A 16,294-nucleotide genomic window follows, 5' to 3' on the forward strand; every position below is an offset into this window, starting at 1 on the left:
TTCTCAAAAAAATCTTTGTTTTTAAACATAGCATTATTTTAATACATCATTAAAAACTCTAAAAGCATTTTTATAAAATATTTTTTCTATTTCAGACTCTTTAAATCCATTAATTTTAAGATATTTATATAATTTATTAAATTCTGAACAATTTTCTATTTCAACTTCATTATCTATTCCATCAAAATCACTACCAAGTGCTATAACATCAATCCCACCAATATTTTTTATATGTTTTATATGGGTTATTATTTCTTCTAATGAAGATATTTTTTCTGTTCCTAAAAAATCAGAACAAAAATTTATTCCCATAACTCCTCCGTTATTTGCTAATAATTTTATCATTTCATCAGTTAAATTTCTTGGATGATTAGTTATCTCTCTAGCATTAGAATGTGAAGCTATAAAAGGTTGTTTAGAAAATCTAACCAAATCATAAAATCCCTCATCAGATAAATGTGATACATCTAGTATCATGCCTAATTCTTCTGCTTCTTTAATAAGTTCTATTCCCCTTTGAGTTAATCCATAATTTTTATATTTATAATTTGCATTAGGGTATCCAAGAGAATTAGGATAATTCCAAGTGATTGTCAATATTCTAATTCCTTTTTGATATACTTCTCTTAATTTTTGACTTTCTCCCTGAATTACTTCTCCTTCTTCTATTGATAAAAAGGCCCCTATTTTATTATTTTTTTTACATTCTTCTAATTCATTTAAATTTGTTACTATTTTTATTTCATTAACATAATTATTAATTTCTAATTTAAAATTATTATAAAGTTTTATAAACTCTTCATAAGGTGATTTTGTTATATCCTGATCAATAAAAAAAGCAAATACTTGTGCTAATGACTCTCCTTTTTTCAATTTATCAATATTAACCTTACATATATCATTTTCAAAATTTAATTTATTATAATATATTTTACTTGCTGTATCACAATGTAAATCAATAAACTTCACAGTTAGTTACCTCCTCCATTTCAAATATATAATGCAAATTCCCCTATCTATAATCTTTATCCGATATGTAACATCTGTAAATTCTATAACAATTGCACAATCATGAATAACACTTTTCTAACCCTCAAATGAAAACTAGTTGCACTGATGCTAAGAACTTTGTTTATATACAATATCAACTTGATTTTAAAAGATAGTTTAAATTTTTAGTCTATCTGCATAATATAGGTAGTTTTCTATTTTTTCTGAACCTCTAATTTTTTCTCTTTTTATATATAAACTATTATTTTCATCTACTTCTATACTCCATTTTACCAAAGAAATTTCTCCTTTTACAATCTCAATAGTAGTTATTGATGATGGAAATACACAACAACCATCATTAAAATACAGACCTTCCCCTACTTGTGGAAATATATCATTATGGGTATGTCCACATATAAACATTTTTTTCTGTCTTCTAGAAATTATATCTAATATATCATCAATTTTACTACCTTTGTTATAATTATTAGCTGGACTTATTGGAGCCTTAAAACCAGCAATACCTTCTAAAAATCTCCATAAATATCGTACTAAAAATCTGCTCACTTTCCAAAGCTGACAATTCATAAAATCAACTTGATGACCGTGAAAAACAAGTATATCCTTCTTCATTGGAGTATATCTAAGTATAATACTCTCATAAAATGTTACATTATTATATAATTCTAATAATTCTTTTCCAATACCATGACCGACTTTATTGAAAACTTTTTCCTGTTTATAAACAAAATCTGGATTTGATTTTATCATATCATGATTTCCATAAATTAAGTATAACCTCTTATCTTTATTAAATTTATTTAATATCTTAAAAATTTCCTTATAATGAAATGAAATGTCTAAACAATTTTTATTTTTCCATAATTCATCACCATCTCCTACTTCGATTAATTTATATCCATCTCTAAAATAATATCCAAGAGCAGCTTTATATATATTCTTATTTATTCTTAAAGAATCAGCATTGCCCCCATCGCCTCTATGAACATCACTTATAAATACCAATTTAGAATTTTTATCAAACTCTACTACCTTTCCATTTTTTGATATTCTCTCTATAAATTTATCTACCATACTCCTAACCTAGCATAAATTAATTCTTTTTATTATATGAATAAAAAGAAAAATTGATAAAATATATTTGATTTTATCAATTCTTAAAAGAAAAAGAAATGCCACTATAACAAGTTTTATTAGATATTTAATTAGAATTTCAGACCTGTAAAACTCTATAAAAGATTATAAATAACTTAATTAGAACATATATCATATAAACAAAAAATAACTGTAATAAAAATTATTATAACTTAATTCTTATTACAGTCTCTATATTATTTATATTTCAAGAAATAATATATTACTTTATTTCTATTGATTATTCAATTTATATTCTTTAAATTATATAATCCTATTAATATTTAATGTATGTTATAATGATTCTCCAAGATAAGCTTTCTTAATTTCTTCATTATGTAACAATTCTTTTCCTGTTCCCGTTAATATTATTCTTCCAGTTTCCATAATATATCCTATATCAGCTATCTTTAAAGCTGCATTTGCATTTTGCTCTATCAAAAGTACTGTCATACCTTCTTTATTAATTTTTTTTATAATTTCAAATAGCTCTTTTACAATTATAGGTGCAAGTCCTAAAGAAGGTTCATCCATCATTATTAATTTAGGTCTAGACATCAGAGCTCTTCCTATAGCAAGCATTTGTTGCTCTCCACCTGAAAGAGTACCTGCTGCTTGCCAAGTTCTTTCTTTTAACCTAGGAAAAAGTTCATATACCTTTTCTAAATCCTCTTCTATACCATGATGATCATTTCTAGAATAAGCACCTATTTTTAAATTTTCTAATACTGTAAGATCTGCAAAAACTCGTCTTCCTTCTGGAACTAAGGCTATACCCTTTTTAACCATTTTCTCAGTATTAATTTTTGTTAAGTCTGTCCCTTCATAATCTATATTACCACTTTTAGGTTTAACAAGACCAACTATAGATTTTAATGTAGTACTTTTACCTGCTCCATTAGCTCCTACTAAAGTTACTATTTTCCCACTTGGAACTTCTAAACTTATTCCTTTTAAAGCTTCTATTCCACCATATGCTACAACCAAATCATCTATTTTAATCATCTTCAGATACCCCCAAATAAGCTTCTATAACTTTTTTATCATTTTGTATTTCAGTAGGTGTTCCTTTAGCTATAGTTATTCCATATTCAAAAACTTGTATTTTATCTGATAATCCCATAACCATATTCATATGATGTTCTATCATAAATATAGATAATTTAAATTTTTCTTTTATTTCCTTAATAAATTCTGTTAATTCATCTGTTTCTGTAGGATTCATACCAGCAGCTGGTTCATCAAGAAGAAGAAGCTTTGGATTAGTTGCTAAAGCTCTTGCTATTTCAAGTTTTCTTTGTTTACCATAAGGAAGAGAACTTGCTTTTTCATTCTTTAAATCTTCAAGTCCTAATTCTTTTAGTAATGAAATAGATTTTTCAACCATATGTTTTTCTTCTCTTTTATACTTTGGTAATTTTAACATTGTTTCAATAAAGTTAGATTTAATATGAACATGATTTGCTATTAATACATTATCTAAAACACTTAAATCATTAAAAAGTCTTATATTTTGGAAAGTTCTTGCTATACCATTTTGAGTTATAATATCTTGTCTCATTCCAGTTATATCTATATTGTTAAAAATTATTTTACCTTTTGTAGGGGTATAGACATTTGTTATCATATTAAAAGCAGTAGTTTTTCCTGCTCCATTTGGCCCAATTAAAGAAACTATTTCGCCTTCATTAATTTCAAGATTAAAATCTTTTACTGCAGTAAGACCTCCAAACTGCATAGTTGCATTTTCCACTTTAAGTAATGCCATTATCTATTTCCCCCTTTCTTCTAAAGTTCCTTTATTAAAAACTTTAAATATTTTATCCCATGTTAATTCTTTAGTTCCCATAATACCTTTTCTAAAGAATAATACTATTATCATAAGTAAAATTGAGAAAATAACCATTCTTAGACCCGGTATACCGGTAAAACTTATAAATCCTAAATCAAATTGTTTTTCCATATCTAAAAATCTTAAAACTTCACCTAAAATTGTTACAACAAAAGCTGAGATTACTGTACCAGTAATACTTCCCATACCTCCAATAACTATTATAAGAAGTATGTTAAAAGTAAGAACAAATTTAAACATATTAGGATCTATAGTACCAAGTAAATTTCCTAAAAGACCCCCTCCAATACCTGCAAAGAAAGCTCCAACAGTAAATGCTATTGCTTTATGTTTAAAAAGGTTTATTCCCATACTCTCAGCTGCTATTTCATCTTCTCTAATAGCTTTTAATGCTCTTCCATAAGAACTATTTATAAGTGATGTTATTATTATTATTGTTATAATTGCTATTCCAAAACTCCAATATAAATTCGTTTTATGTGGGATACCTCTTAAACCTAAAGCACCATTAGTTAAATTTTGAATATTATTGATTACTATTCTTATGATTTCTGCAAAACCTAAGGTAGCAATAGCTAAATAATCTCCTTTAAGTCTTAAAGCTGGAGCAGCTATTAAAAATGCTATTGCTGCTGAAATAATTCCAGCTAAAATTAATGCTGGAAAAAATGGAATTGATATATGATTCAATGGTGATATTAAAGGTTCCATAAAAAAATTCTGAGTTTTAACTTTTTCAGACATAGTAAGAAGTGCTGAAGTATATGCACCTATTGCTATAAATCCAGCATGACCTAATGAAAATAGTCCAGTAAATCCATTTATTAAATTCATACTAAGTCCAAGAACCGTATATATTGCACATAAATTTAAAATTCTAATTTTATAAGAACCTAAGTTATTACTTGCAGCTAATAATAGTAAAAATATAATTACAATAAGAGCTATATTTAAAAGTTTATTTCTCTTTTTCATATGTTACACCTTCTCTGTTAAATTTTTTCCCATTATTCCTGTAGGTTTAAATAACAATATTATTATTAAAAGTATGAATGCAAAAGCGTCTCTATATCCAGTTAATCCTGGAAGAAAAGCAATTATCATAATTTCACCTATACCAAGAATAAAACCTCCAATAACAGCTCCTTTTATATCTCCTATACCACCTATAACTGCTGCTATGAAACACTTTAGTCCAGGAATTACTCCCATAAGAGCAACTATTTGTGGATATTTAACAGACCACATAATAGCACCTATTGCAGCCAACATGGAACCTATAGCAAAAGTAAATGAAATTATTCTATTTACATTGATTCCCATAAGCCTTGCTGTTTCAACATCTTTAGATACTGCTCTCATAGCCATACCAATATTTGTATTATTAACCAAATGTAACAAAGCATATAATAATATTATTGTTACTAAAGGTATTACAAATGTAAGTTTTTGTATAGAGACTCCACCAATAACAACTACATCTGTTAAAATTTCTGGTGTTGGAAATGCTTTTGGTTTTCCTCCAAACAAAACAACTGCTAAATTTTCAAGTAAGAATGAAACACCAATAGCAGAAATTAAAATAGATATTTTGGGTGCACTTCTGAGTGGTCTATACGCTGTAAATTCTATTAACATTCCTAGTGCTCCAGCCATAATTATAGCTATTAAGAAAGCAAAATACCAAGGAAGATTAAAAGTAGCTACTCCAAAAAATGCGAAGTAAGCAGCCATCATAAATATATCTCCATGAGCAAAATTTATAAGTTTTAATATTCCATACACCATTGTGTAGCCTATAGCTATAAGTGCATATAAACTTCCTAATGAAATTCCATTTGTTAAATGTTGCATAAATGTACTTAATGTCATATAGTCATCTCCTAATTTATTCTTCTTCTGCTTTTATAGTATCTAAATAAGTAAAGTTACCATCTTTTATTACTTTTAAAACCGCATCTTTTATCGCATTATTATTTTCATCTATTGTAATTACTCCTGCCGCACCAGGAAAATTCTTTGTTTTTGATATTTCATCTCTTATTTTTACAGGATCTATTGAGTTAGCTCTTTTTATTGAATCTAATATTAATAAATAAGCATCATAAGCTAAAGCTGTGACTGCTGATGGTTCCTTATTATATTTTTTTCTATAGGCATTAAGAAATGTTTTTGTTTCTTCAGTTATCGGAGTTTCACTTGAAAAGAAGGTTGAAAATACACATCCTTCTACCGCATCTTTTCCTATATCAACAAATTCTGGTGTTTCCCAAGTATCTCCACCTATTATAGGAGTTGTTATTCCCAATTCTCTTGCTTGTTTTACTATTAATGCTCCTTCCGTAAAATTACCTGGAGCAAATATTACATCTGGATTTTTACTTTTTATATTTGTAAGTTGAGCTGTAAAATCTTGATCTCCAGAATTATAATTTGCTTTAGCTACAATTGAATTCTCATCACCTGTAAGCTTTTTAAATGAATCAATAAAAAATTTACATATACCAACTGAATAATCACTAGAAACCTCTTGAATTATTGCTGCTTTTTTAGCTTGCAATTTTCCTGCTGCATATTTTGCCATAACAGTACCTTGAAAAGGATCTATAAAGCATACTCTAAAATAATAATCATTTCCTGCAGTTACCAAAGGGTTTGTACATGAACCTCCTACAGCTGGAACTTTAGCTTCTTGTACAATATCTCCTGCTGCCATAGAGTTACCACTTCCCCAGCTTCCTATAATTGCATTAACATGTTCTTGTTCTATCAGATTAGAAGCTGCATTTGCAGCTTCAATTTTATCTGATTTATTATCTGCAAAAACCAACTCTACTTTTTTACCAAGAACAGTTGGATAAAGTTCATTAGCAAGTTTTATTCCCTCTAAGTCAAGTTGTCCCCCAGCCGCATTAGCACCTGTCATAGGTTCAAATACTCCAAGTTTAACTACATCACTATCTACATTTGCTTTCAAATTTGATTTAGAAGTACAACTTGCTAAAATCATTGAAGTTGACAAAACCAAAATCAAAAGCAAAGAAATTTTTCTTTTCATAAAAATATCCTCCTAATATTAGTTTAAATGTAAATACTTTGATATATTTAATCAAAATATATTTTTACAGAGAATTGCAATAACTATATTTTAATATTATATATATCTTAAAAGTATGCATTGGAAATAATTTGTTATTTTTAATAATTAGCCCTAACATTTAGTAATTTATTAAAAAATAATGACAATTTTTGATAATTTTAAAGTTATAATTATATTATATGATATGACTTATTGTGTCAATACATGACACAATAAGTAAAACGTATTCATAAATATTCTTATTTAAATTACATGTGTATTTATCTGAGTTACAACTAAAATATTTTTCTTATATAAAATTATTAAATTTTAATGATTTTATATGTTTGAATTAAATCAACAAATCCTACTAATTGTATGTATTGGTTATTTACTTTAAGTTTTAATTATTTTCAGATTTATCATAGATTTACATCTAATAAAAGCTAATCTTTTTCCTTTTAACATATCTATTCTTATCATCTGCATATCTTTAAATATTTATCTTCTCTTTTTCTAAGTTCTTTATTCAATTCATTTAATATTATCATTAACTAATAGCAAATTTTAAGCCATTATAGTATATGACCATATTGGCGCCATAAAAAAGAGATAGTTTTAAGTAAAAAGTCACTTAAAACTATCTCTTATAATTAAAATTATTTAATTATTTATATAATGGATATTTATCACATAAAGCTTCAACTCTAGCTTTAAATGGTGATAAGTCTCCATCCTTATTTTCAATAGTATCATTAATTATTGCGGCAATTTCTTCCATATCTTCTTTTTTGAAACCTCTTGTCGTTACAGCTGCAGTACCTATTCTAACACCTGAAGTTACAAAAGGACTTCTTGTTTCATTTGGCACTGTATTTTTATTAAGAGTAATTCCAACTTCGTCTAATAACTTTTCAGCATCTTTTCCAGTAATGTCTTTATTGTTTAAATCTACAAGAATTAAATGGTTATCAGTACCATCTGATACTAATTTAAATCCTCTTTTAGAAAGTTGTTCTCCTAGCTCTTTACAATTTTCTACTACATTCTTAATATATTCTTTAAAACTTGGATCTAATGCTTCTTTAAAACATACAGCTTTTGCAGCTATAATATGCATTAATGGTCCACCTTGCATTCCTGGGAATATGTTCTTGTCTAAATCCTTAGCATATTTTTCTTTACAAAGAATTAATCCACCTCTTGGACCTCTTAAGGTCTTATGTGTTGTAGATGTTACAAAATCTGCATATGGTACTGGTGATGGATGTACTCCTGCTGCAACAAGTCCAGCTATATGAGCCATATCTACCATGAAATATGCTCCAACTTCATCACATATTTCTCTAAATTTTTCAAAATCTATCACTCTTGAATATGCACTTGCACCTGCAACTATTAATTTTGGTTTATGCTTAATAGCAAGTTCTCTTACTGTATCATAATTAATAACTTCTGTTTCTTTATCTACTCCATATGATACAAAGTTAAATAGCTTACCTGAAAAATTAACTGGTGAACCATGAGTTAAGTGACCACCATGACTTAAATCCATACCAAGTACAGTATCTCCTGGTTGTAAAACTGTAAAGTATACTGCCATATTAGCTTGTGATCCTGAGTGTGGTTGAACATTTGCATGTTCTGCTCCAAATAATTCTTTTACTCTATCACGAGCTATATCCTCAACTTCATCTACAACATAACATCCACCATAATATCTTTTACTTGGATATCCTTCTGCATATTTATTAGTTAAATATGAACCCATTGCTTCCATAACTGCTTCACTTACAATATTTTCTGATGCTATTAATTCAATTCCTTTTTGTTGTCTTACTAATTCTTTTTCAATTAGTCCATAAATTTCATTATCTTGTCTTTGTATGTTTTCAAAATTCATTTTATCACCCCAAAATTTATTATACATTATTAAACAAAATTACGTTTTTTTAATAATATATTATATAATTATAAGTTTTCTGACTAAATTTATCAACCATTTTTTATAATAACAATTAAAGTTACATATAATAAAATATAACTTATCCATAAGATTTAACTTTTTGTAATTTACTAAAGAATTTAAAAAAACTTTGTGTTATAATACTTTCATTAAGTTGTTCTCTGTATGATTATAGCTTGTTTTTAACAGCTTTATTATTACAAAAATTGTATAAAAATCATTAAGTAATTAATATTTATTACATAGTTCATATGAGAGGAATAAAATTATGGATTTAAATAAATTGCTACAAATTTCTACTTTTGCTGGCAAAATAATGATTGAAAGTGGCGCTGAAACTTACAGAGTTGAAGAAACTATTTGCAGAATATGTACTTCTTTTGGCGTTGATGAAGCTGATAGCTTTGTGACTCCTACTGGCGTTATGGTATCAGTAACTCATAAAAATCAAGTATTAACATTGGTTAAAAGAGTTACTTCTAGAGGCGTTGACTTAAATAAAATTGATAAAATTAATACTCTTTCAAGAAGAACTCAAACTAACAAAATGACTCTTGATGATTTTAATAAAGAACTTATTAAAATTGCTAAAGGAGATAGATATTCTAACTTTTTTACTCTAATTTGGTCTGGAATATCAGCAGGATCATTTGCTATACTTTTTGGTGGTAACTATAAGGATTTTTTTGCTGCAACATTAATTGGACTAATAATAAAAATAATCTTTATTAAATGTGAAAACTTAAATTTAAATGAATTCTTTATAAATTGTTTATGTGGAGGAGTATGTGCATTATTAACTATAATACTTATAAAATTTAATCTTAATAATAATCTTGATAAAACAATTATTGGTTCTTTAATGCTTCTAGTTCCCGGTTTAACAATAACTAATGCAATTAGAGATACTATAGCAGGAGATTTTCTTGCAGGTATAACTAAAATTTCTGAAGCATTTTTAGTTGCTGTGTCTATTGCTGTGGGTTCTGGTGCAGTTTTAAGTATATTTATAAATAAATTAGGAGGTATCTAAAAAAATGATTTATGAAACTTTATTCGCCCTTGTAGCTTCATTTGGTTTCGGAATAATTTTTAATATAAAAGGACGTAACCTTGTTTTTGCAGCTATTGGTGGAGGATTAAGCTGGTTTGTTTATTCATTTTTAATAAAATTTAATGTTAGCAATACCCTTTCATTATTTATAGCTTCAATAAGCTTTAGTACTTATTCAGAAATTTGTGCTAGAATACTAAAAACACCTGTTACAACATTAGTAGTATGTGCACTAATCCCCCTAGTTCCTGGTGCTGGGATGTATTATACAATGTACGAATCTGTAACTGGAGATATTATAAAATCTCTTGAATTAGGTCTTCATACATTAGCAAGTGCTGGAACATTAGCATTGGGCGTGATATTTGTTTCAACAATAACTAGGCAAATAACTAACTTTAGAAAAATAAAAAAAGAGTTTCATACAAATAATTATATAAAAAAATAATTTAGTCATATAAACAGAATTAACGATTTCGAACCCTCTGTCAAAAATAAATTTTAACTGAGGGTTCGAAATCTCTTTATACTATACTATTAATACTTTATTAAAATATATTCTAACATATTTATATAAACTAAAAAGCTTTTGCCATTTTTATGAATCTTTCACCTAAAATAACTTTATCTAAAATAGTCTTATAATTTAACTTTTTATAAAAACTACTTACTTCTTCATCTTTAGCTAATAATGAAATCCCATAGTACTTATTTTTTTTTGCTATTTTCTCAGCATAATCCATTAATATTTTCCCTACACCAAGTCCTCTCACTTTTGTAGATGTAGCAACATTAGCTAAATATAATTCCCCTTCTTCACATTCCTTACATATTATAAGTTTTATACAATCTAATATAAAAAAACATTTATTTTTTAATCCCTGAAATTTATTAATTAATTTAAAATCTGTATTCATACTTAATATTTCTAATTTATTAGATGGTATAAGTACTATAACACCTAATATTTCTCCAAATCTTTCTGCTACTGTAATATATTCCAAACTATATCTTGATTTCTTTGTTAGTATTAAACTTTCAAGATTTTCAATACATTCTTTTTCTGTAGCTCCTCCTCAAACATCTTCTGGTACTGTCTCCGTATAATATATTAGATTTGCAATTTTTTTACTATCTTCTTTTTTAGCCTTTCTTAATTGTATATTTTCCATAACTATATTCCTCCATTTTTGAGCTAAATTAAAATTTAACTCCTTTAATGATATTATATATTAGTTATGTCATTATTATAATTGACACTCGTACTTATTAATAAGTATTGAATTACGCTTTTTTATATATTGAATATTCTTAAAACATACAAATGTACTTAAATTTTCTTTATATATGTACAAAAATCATCTTAAATTTAGATCTATATAATTTCTTGAAAATAAAAATAGTTATCTAAAATATAAGAAAAACAAAAACTTATATTTTAGATAACAAAACTTTATCAACTAGTTCCTTTTAATTATGAATAACATATAAGCAACGTATAAACACACTAATATAATACCTTCAATTCTTGATAATTTTTTATCTCTATTTTTATTGATAAATATTAATATCCCAATAAACAAATTGATTAATATTAATACTATAAAATCTATAAATAGGCTTGCATTAACTGGTATTGGATTAATCAATGATGATAAGCCTAATATAAGAACTATGTTAAATATATTTGAACCCAATACATTCCCTATTGCTATATCATTCTCTCCCTTTATAGCTGCTACTATAGATGTAACAAGTTCTGGTAAAGATGTACCTATTGCTACAATAGTTAATCCCACTAATTTTTCACTCATTCCTAATAAATATGCTATATTGGTCGCTGAACTTACAACTAAATTTCCTCCAATAATTATACCTGATACTCCAATTATCATTGTTATAATTTTAATAAAAATATTTGCATTTATAATTTCTTCACTAATCTCTGCGCTAACTTCTTCTGATCCGTGATTATTTTTAGTTTTTATTATTAAAAATATTATATATGATAAACATATAAAAACTAATATTAATCCATCTAATCTTGATATATAGTTATTTTTTATACTCAATAAACTATCAAATGTTACTATAAATAAAAATATAGTAACAAGTGTATTTATTATAAAATCCGACTTTATATTAGATTTTTTAATTATTAAAGGAGATATAACTGCTGTTGCACCTAATACAATAAGAATATTAAAAATATTAGATCCAATAACATTTCCTATTGCTATCTCATTATTTCCATTAATCCCAGAAATTAAACTTACTGCTAATTCTGGAGCACTTGTTCCTAAAGAAACTATTGTAAGCCCAACAATAACAGATGGAATTCCTAACTTCTTTGCTATTATTGAAGCTCCATCTACAAATATATCAGCACCTTTTATTAACAATACAAATCCAAGTAATAATAATACGTAATTCATTCTTTTGTTCCTTTCTAATTTATCTATTTGTAATTTATAATAACATGTATTTACTATTTTATCGAATTTATAACATTAGTTACAAAGATTTATTCTTTTTATTATTTTCTTTCATGTGCCTAAACATACTAAATAAATAGCAAATAAATTATTTATTTTTATAAAAATTACTTTGACATAAAGGGTTTATATAACTTAAACTAATTAAAGATTATTATGTTTATATCATTATAAAATTATTTAATAAAAAAAATCGCTAAGCAGTTGTGTAGAGTTGATTTTTTAGCCATTCACTATTTCCTAATAAATAATATGGATAAACCATATAAAAATAAAACGCATGTTACAGCGTCAAGTATTATTAAAATACTTAATACATTGAGAAAGGAGAAAGTTACCAAAAATAAGTAACATTATATAAGGTAGAAATAAAATTTATATAATCTAAATTTTTATATACTTTTATAAGTTTTAGGTAACAAAAAACAAATGAGCGTACTTATTGTTAAAGAGATGAATCATGGATTTGGCGATAGAGCCATATTTGAAGATGTTTCATTTAGATTATTAAAAGGAGAACATGTTGGACTTATTGGAGCTAATGGTGAAGGTAAATCAACATTTATGAATATAGTAACTGGAAAGCTTCAACCAGATGAAGGTAAAGTAAGTTGGTCAAATAATGTTAGAGTTGGATATATGGATCAACACGCTGCCTTAACTAAAGGGCAAACTATAAGAGATGCTTTAAGAGATGCTTTTAAATATCTTTTTGAATTAGAAGCAGAAATGAATTCATTATATGAAAAAATGGGTGATTGTACTGAAGATGAACTAAATAAAATGCTTGAAAGAACTGCTGTGATTCAAGATATGCTTGATCATAATGGATTTTATGTTATTGATCCAAAAGTTGAAGAAGTTGCTAAAGGTCTTGGACTTTTAGATTTAGGTCTTGATAGAGATGTAGATGACTTATCAGGAGGACAAAGAACTAAAATTCTTCTAGGAAAATTATTATTAGAAACTCCTGACATATTACTTTTAGATGAGCCTACTAACTATCTAGATGAAGAACATATAGAATGGCTTAAAAGATACCTTCAATCATATGAAAATGCGTTTATCTTAATATCACATGATATTCCATTTTTAAATTCAGTAGTTAATTTAATCTATCATGTAGAAGATAGAAAATTAACTAGATATGTTGGAGATTATAATGAATTCCAAAGAATATATGAAGAAAATAAGAAGAAATTAGAAGCTGCATATGAAAAACAACAAAAAGAAATTGCTAGATTAGAAGATTTTGTTGCTAGAAATAAAGCTAATGTTGCTACTGCTAATATGGCTAAATCTAGACAAAAGAAATTAGATAAAATGGACATAATTGAATTATCAAAAGAGAAACCAAAGCCAGAATTTAATTTTAAATCTGCTAGAGCTTCAGGTAAAGTTATTTTTGAAACTAAAGATTTGGTTATAGGATATGACTCCCCTCTTACAAAACCTTTAAATTTATATATGGAACGAGGACAAAAAATTGCTTTAGTTGGTGCTAATGGCCTTGGTAAATCAACACTTTTAAAGAGTTTACTTGGAATAATAAAACCATTAAGTGGTGAAGTCCATTTAGGTGATTATCAATACATAGGATATTTTGAACAAGAAGATAGAACTGATAATAAAAATACATGTATAGATGAAGTTTGGCAAGAATTCCCTGGATTTACTCAATATCAAATAAGAGCAGCACTTGCTAAATGTGGCCTTACAACAAAACAATTAGAATCTCAAATAAGAGTTTTATCAGGTGGAGAAGCTGCCAAAGTTAGACTTTGTAAAATAATAAATAATGAAACAAACATATTAATACTAGACGAACCTACTAATCACTTAGATGTTGATGCAAAAGAAGATCTTAAACGAGCATTAAAAGGATATAAAGGATCAATACTTCTTGTATCACATGAACCTGAGTTTTATAGAGACATAATTACTGAAACTTGGAATTGTGAAGATTGGACAACTAAGATTGTTTAAATAAGATAAATATAAATAGTATGTTAAAGGAGGCTAAATAGGATAATTATTTAGTCTCCTTTTTGTATAAAACTCTAATAAATATAAGTACTAACTATATAAAAAAATTTTCAAATGTATATCTTACTTAAATTATTTCATTACTTAATTAAAAACTTTTTATTTTTTTATTTTTTTATTTTTTTAATATACTTAAATTTTACATAAAAACCACAAATCAAACTCGTTTCCATAAATCTAATATTGTCTTTAAATTCAGAATATTATATTATTTAATCACAAGGTAAGCACGGGGGAGGCTTACTAGTAAAGTATATATAAATTTTATATTTAAATTAAGCAATTATAAAAAAGAAATATTTTTAATTCAATCTTTTATCTAACAAAATTTAACAAAAGAGGAGAGTTATTAATGAGAGTAGAAAAATTAAAGAAAATAATATCTATTGCTATCGTAGGGGCTATAATCTCAACTGCATTTCCAACAGGAGCAAATGCTACATGGAAACAAGATTCACAAAATAATTGGACTTGGTTAGAAAATGGTACTCAGGCAACAGGTTGGAAATATATTAAAGGAACTTGGTATTATTTTAATAATAATGGTGTTATGAAAACTGGTTGGTTAAAAGACTCAGACGGTAAATGGTACAATCTAGATAATTCTGGAGCCATGAAAACTGGTTGGATCAAAGACAAAGATGGTAAATGGTATAATCTAGATTCTAATGGTGCTATGAGAACTGGTTGGATCAAAGATAAAGATGGTAAATGGTATAATTTAGATTCTAATGGTGCTATGAGAACTGGTTGGTTGAAGGATACTGATGGAAAATGGTACAACCTAGATGAAAGTGGTGCTATGAAAACTGGTTGGTTAAAGGATTCAAACGGTAAATGGTACAACCTTGCAGATAGTGGTGCTATGAGAACTGGTTGGATCAAAGACAAAGATGGTAAATGGTATTTTGCAAATTCATCTGGCACAATGCTAACTGGCATAGTTGAAGTAAATGGTAAGACATACATCCTTGCTGATAGTGGTGAAATGAAAACTGGAACTATCGAACTTGAAGGTAAAAACTATACAGCTGATGAAAGTGGTGCAATCGTAGGAGACAAGCCAGATTGTGGCGATAACAAGTTTACTAATGAAGGAGTAAATATAATATTTAAAGCTACAACAAATGATTCACTATTAAATAATGAAGAAACTTTAGGACTAGTAGGAACAACTGCAACTAGTACTACTGGTGCAGCTGTAACAATAGTAGAAGGTAAAATATCTATTACATCAGTGAGTGAAGGAACTTCAAAAATCACAGTAACAGATGATTTAAATAATGAAGCAACAATAGATGTAACAATAGCAGCTGATGGAACAATTACAATAGGAACAATCGTGAAATATGTTCCAGTATTGGATAAAACTGCAATAGACAATGCTTTAACAACTGCTGCTGCTGCTAAAGTTGATGTAGTAATAAGTACTGATGGAACTGATGTATCTACAACTTCTAAATGGGTAACTCAAGAAGTTAATGATGCATTAGATACAGCAATTACTGCAGCAACAAATGCTAAAACTTCAGCTGTCACTGAACAAGATGTAACAGATGCTGTTACTGCATTAAACACAGCTATTAACATATACAATAATGCTAAAGCTGATGGTACAAAAGTAGATTAGGCAATTAAAATGGTAGATCTTTTG

The 16,294-nt window shown here is 27.0% G+C and carries 14 protein-coding genes; 4 read left to right on the forward strand and 10 right to left on the reverse strand.

Annotation, left to right across the window (positions count from 1 at the left end):
- Nucleotides 1–33: 33 nt before the first annotated feature.
- The 8 genes from KYD98_RS07250 to glyA all read right to left on the reverse strand — a co-directional run bounded on the left by KYD98_RS07250 (nt 34) and on the right by glyA (nt 8,982).
- Nucleotides 34–969 carry a dipeptidase gene (locus tag KYD98_RS07250; protein WP_219778943.1) on the reverse strand — a complete coding sequence of 312 codons (936 nt, stop codon included), beginning with the start codon at nt 967–969 and terminating at the stop codon, nt 34–36.
- Between the two features lie 198 nt (nt 970–1,167).
- A complete protein-coding gene (locus KYD98_RS07255; protein WP_219778944.1) occupies nt 1,168–2,088 on the reverse strand; it encodes a metallophosphoesterase in 921 nt (306 codons plus the stop codon).
- Between the two features lie 354 nt (nt 2,089–2,442).
- Nucleotides 2,443–3,153, reverse strand: coding sequence for an ABC transporter ATP-binding protein (locus KYD98_RS07260; RefSeq protein WP_219778945.1), 711 nt, complete (start codon nt 3,151–3,153; stop codon nt 2,443–2,445).
- Nucleotides 3,146–3,916: an ABC transporter ATP-binding protein gene (locus KYD98_RS07265; RefSeq protein ID WP_219778946.1), complete on the reverse strand. Its 771-nt coding sequence runs from the start codon at nt 3,914–3,916 to the stop codon at nt 3,146–3,148. The genes KYD98_RS07260 and KYD98_RS07265 overlap by 8 nt, the downstream gene beginning before the upstream one ends.
- A 3-nt stretch (nt 3,917–3,919) precedes the next feature.
- On the reverse strand, nt 3,920–4,975 hold the full coding sequence (locus tag KYD98_RS07270; protein WP_219778947.1) for a branched-chain amino acid ABC transporter permease: 1,056 nt from the start codon (nt 4,973–4,975) through the stop codon (nt 3,920–3,922).
- Between the two features lie 3 nt (nt 4,976–4,978).
- Nucleotides 4,979–5,872 (reverse strand): branched-chain amino acid ABC transporter permease, encoded by an 894-nt coding sequence (locus tag KYD98_RS07275; protein ID WP_219778948.1) that lies wholly within the window; start codon nt 5,870–5,872, stop codon nt 4,979–4,981.
- A gap of 16 nt (nt 5,873–5,888) precedes the next feature.
- Nucleotides 5,889–7,058, reverse strand: coding sequence for an ABC transporter substrate-binding protein (locus tag KYD98_RS07280; protein WP_219778949.1), 1,170 nt, complete (start codon nt 7,056–7,058; stop codon nt 5,889–5,891).
- 688 nt (nt 7,059–7,746) lie between these two features.
- Nucleotides 7,747–8,982, reverse strand: a complete 1,236-nt coding sequence (gene glyA / locus KYD98_RS07285; protein ID WP_219778950.1) for a serine hydroxymethyltransferase — start codon at nt 8,980–8,982, stop codon at nt 7,747–7,749.
- A gap of 331 nt (nt 8,983–9,313) precedes the next feature.
- Between glyA and KYD98_RS07290 the strand changes: the two genes are divergently transcribed.
- Both KYD98_RS07290 and KYD98_RS07295 read left to right on the forward strand, forming a co-directional pair.
- Nucleotides 9,314–10,078, forward strand: a complete 765-nt coding sequence (locus KYD98_RS07290; protein WP_219778951.1) for a threonine/serine exporter family protein — start codon at nt 9,314–9,316, stop codon at nt 10,076–10,078.
- 4 nt (nt 10,079–10,082) lie between these two features.
- Complete coding sequence (locus tag KYD98_RS07295) at nt 10,083–10,547, forward strand: threonine/serine exporter family protein (protein WP_219778952.1); 465 nt, start codon at nt 10,083–10,085, stop codon at nt 10,545–10,547.
- Between the two features lie 130 nt (nt 10,548–10,677).
- Here the strand turns inward: KYD98_RS07295 and KYD98_RS07300 are convergent, their stop codons facing one another.
- Entirely contained in the window at nt 10,678–11,103 is a 426-nt protein-coding gene (locus tag KYD98_RS07300) for a GNAT family N-acetyltransferase (protein WP_258049678.1), read from the reverse strand.
- A 456-nt stretch (nt 11,104–11,559) separates the two neighbouring features.
- Complete coding sequence (locus tag KYD98_RS07305) at nt 11,560–12,534, reverse strand: calcium/sodium antiporter (RefSeq protein WP_219778953.1); 975 nt, start codon at nt 12,532–12,534, stop codon at nt 11,560–11,562.
- Nucleotides 12,535–13,023: 489 nt separating this feature from the next.
- Between KYD98_RS07305 and KYD98_RS07310 the strand changes: the two genes are divergently transcribed.
- Both KYD98_RS07310 and KYD98_RS07315 read left to right on the forward strand, forming a co-directional pair.
- A complete protein-coding gene (locus KYD98_RS07310) occupies nt 13,024–14,580 on the forward strand; it encodes an ABC-F family ATP-binding cassette domain-containing protein (protein WP_219778954.1) in 1,557 nt (518 codons plus the stop codon).
- 412 nt (nt 14,581–14,992) lie between these two features.
- Nucleotides 14,993–16,270, forward strand: a complete 1,278-nt coding sequence (locus KYD98_RS07315) for an N-acetylmuramoyl-L-alanine amidase family protein (protein WP_219778955.1) — start codon at nt 14,993–14,995, stop codon at nt 16,268–16,270.
- The last annotated feature ends 24 nt before the right edge of the window (nt 16,271–16,294 follow it).

This window comes from Clostridium weizhouense (assembly GCF_019431045.1).
GTDB classification, from domain to species: Bacteria; Bacillota; Clostridia; order Clostridiales; family Clostridiaceae; genus Clostridium; species Clostridium weizhouense.

Coding starts and splice junctions, on each gene's coding strand:
- KYD98_RS07255 (WP_219778944.1), bottom strand. CDS start 2,088: ATGGTAGATAAATTTATAGAGAGAATATCAAAAAATGGAAAGGTAGTA.
- KYD98_RS07260 (WP_219778945.1), bottom strand. CDS start 3,153: ATGATTAAAATAGATGATTTGGTTGTAGCATATGGTGGAATAGAAGCT.
- KYD98_RS07265 (WP_219778946.1), bottom strand. CDS start 3,916: ATGGCATTACTTAAAGTGGAAAATGCAACTATGCAGTTTGGAGGTCTT.
- KYD98_RS07270 (WP_219778947.1), bottom strand. CDS start 4,975: ATGAAAAAGAGAAATAAACTTTTAAATATAGCTCTTATTGTAATTATA.
- KYD98_RS07275 (WP_219778948.1), bottom strand. CDS start 5,872: ATGACATTAAGTACATTTATGCAACATTTAACAAATGGAATTTCATTA.
- KYD98_RS07280 (WP_219778949.1), bottom strand. CDS start 7,058: ATGAAAAGAAAAATTTCTTTGCTTTTGATTTTGGTTTTGTCAACTTCA.
- glyA (WP_219778950.1), bottom strand. CDS start 8,982: ATGAATTTTGAAAACATACAAAGACAAGATAATGAAATTTATGGACTA.
- KYD98_RS07290 (WP_219778951.1), top strand. CDS start 9,314: ATGGATTTAAATAAATTGCTACAAATTTCTACTTTTGCTGGCAAAATA.
- KYD98_RS07295 (WP_219778952.1), top strand. CDS start 10,083: ATGATTTATGAAACTTTATTCGCCCTTGTAGCTTCATTTGGTTTCGGA.
- KYD98_RS07305 (WP_219778953.1), bottom strand. CDS start 12,534: ATGAATTACGTATTATTATTACTTGGATTTGTATTGTTAATAAAAGGT.
- KYD98_RS07310 (WP_219778954.1), top strand. CDS start 13,024: ATGAGCGTACTTATTGTTAAAGAGATGAATCATGGATTTGGCGATAGA.
- KYD98_RS07315 (WP_219778955.1), top strand. CDS start 14,993: ATGAGAGTAGAAAAATTAAAGAAAATAATATCTATTGCTATCGTAGGG.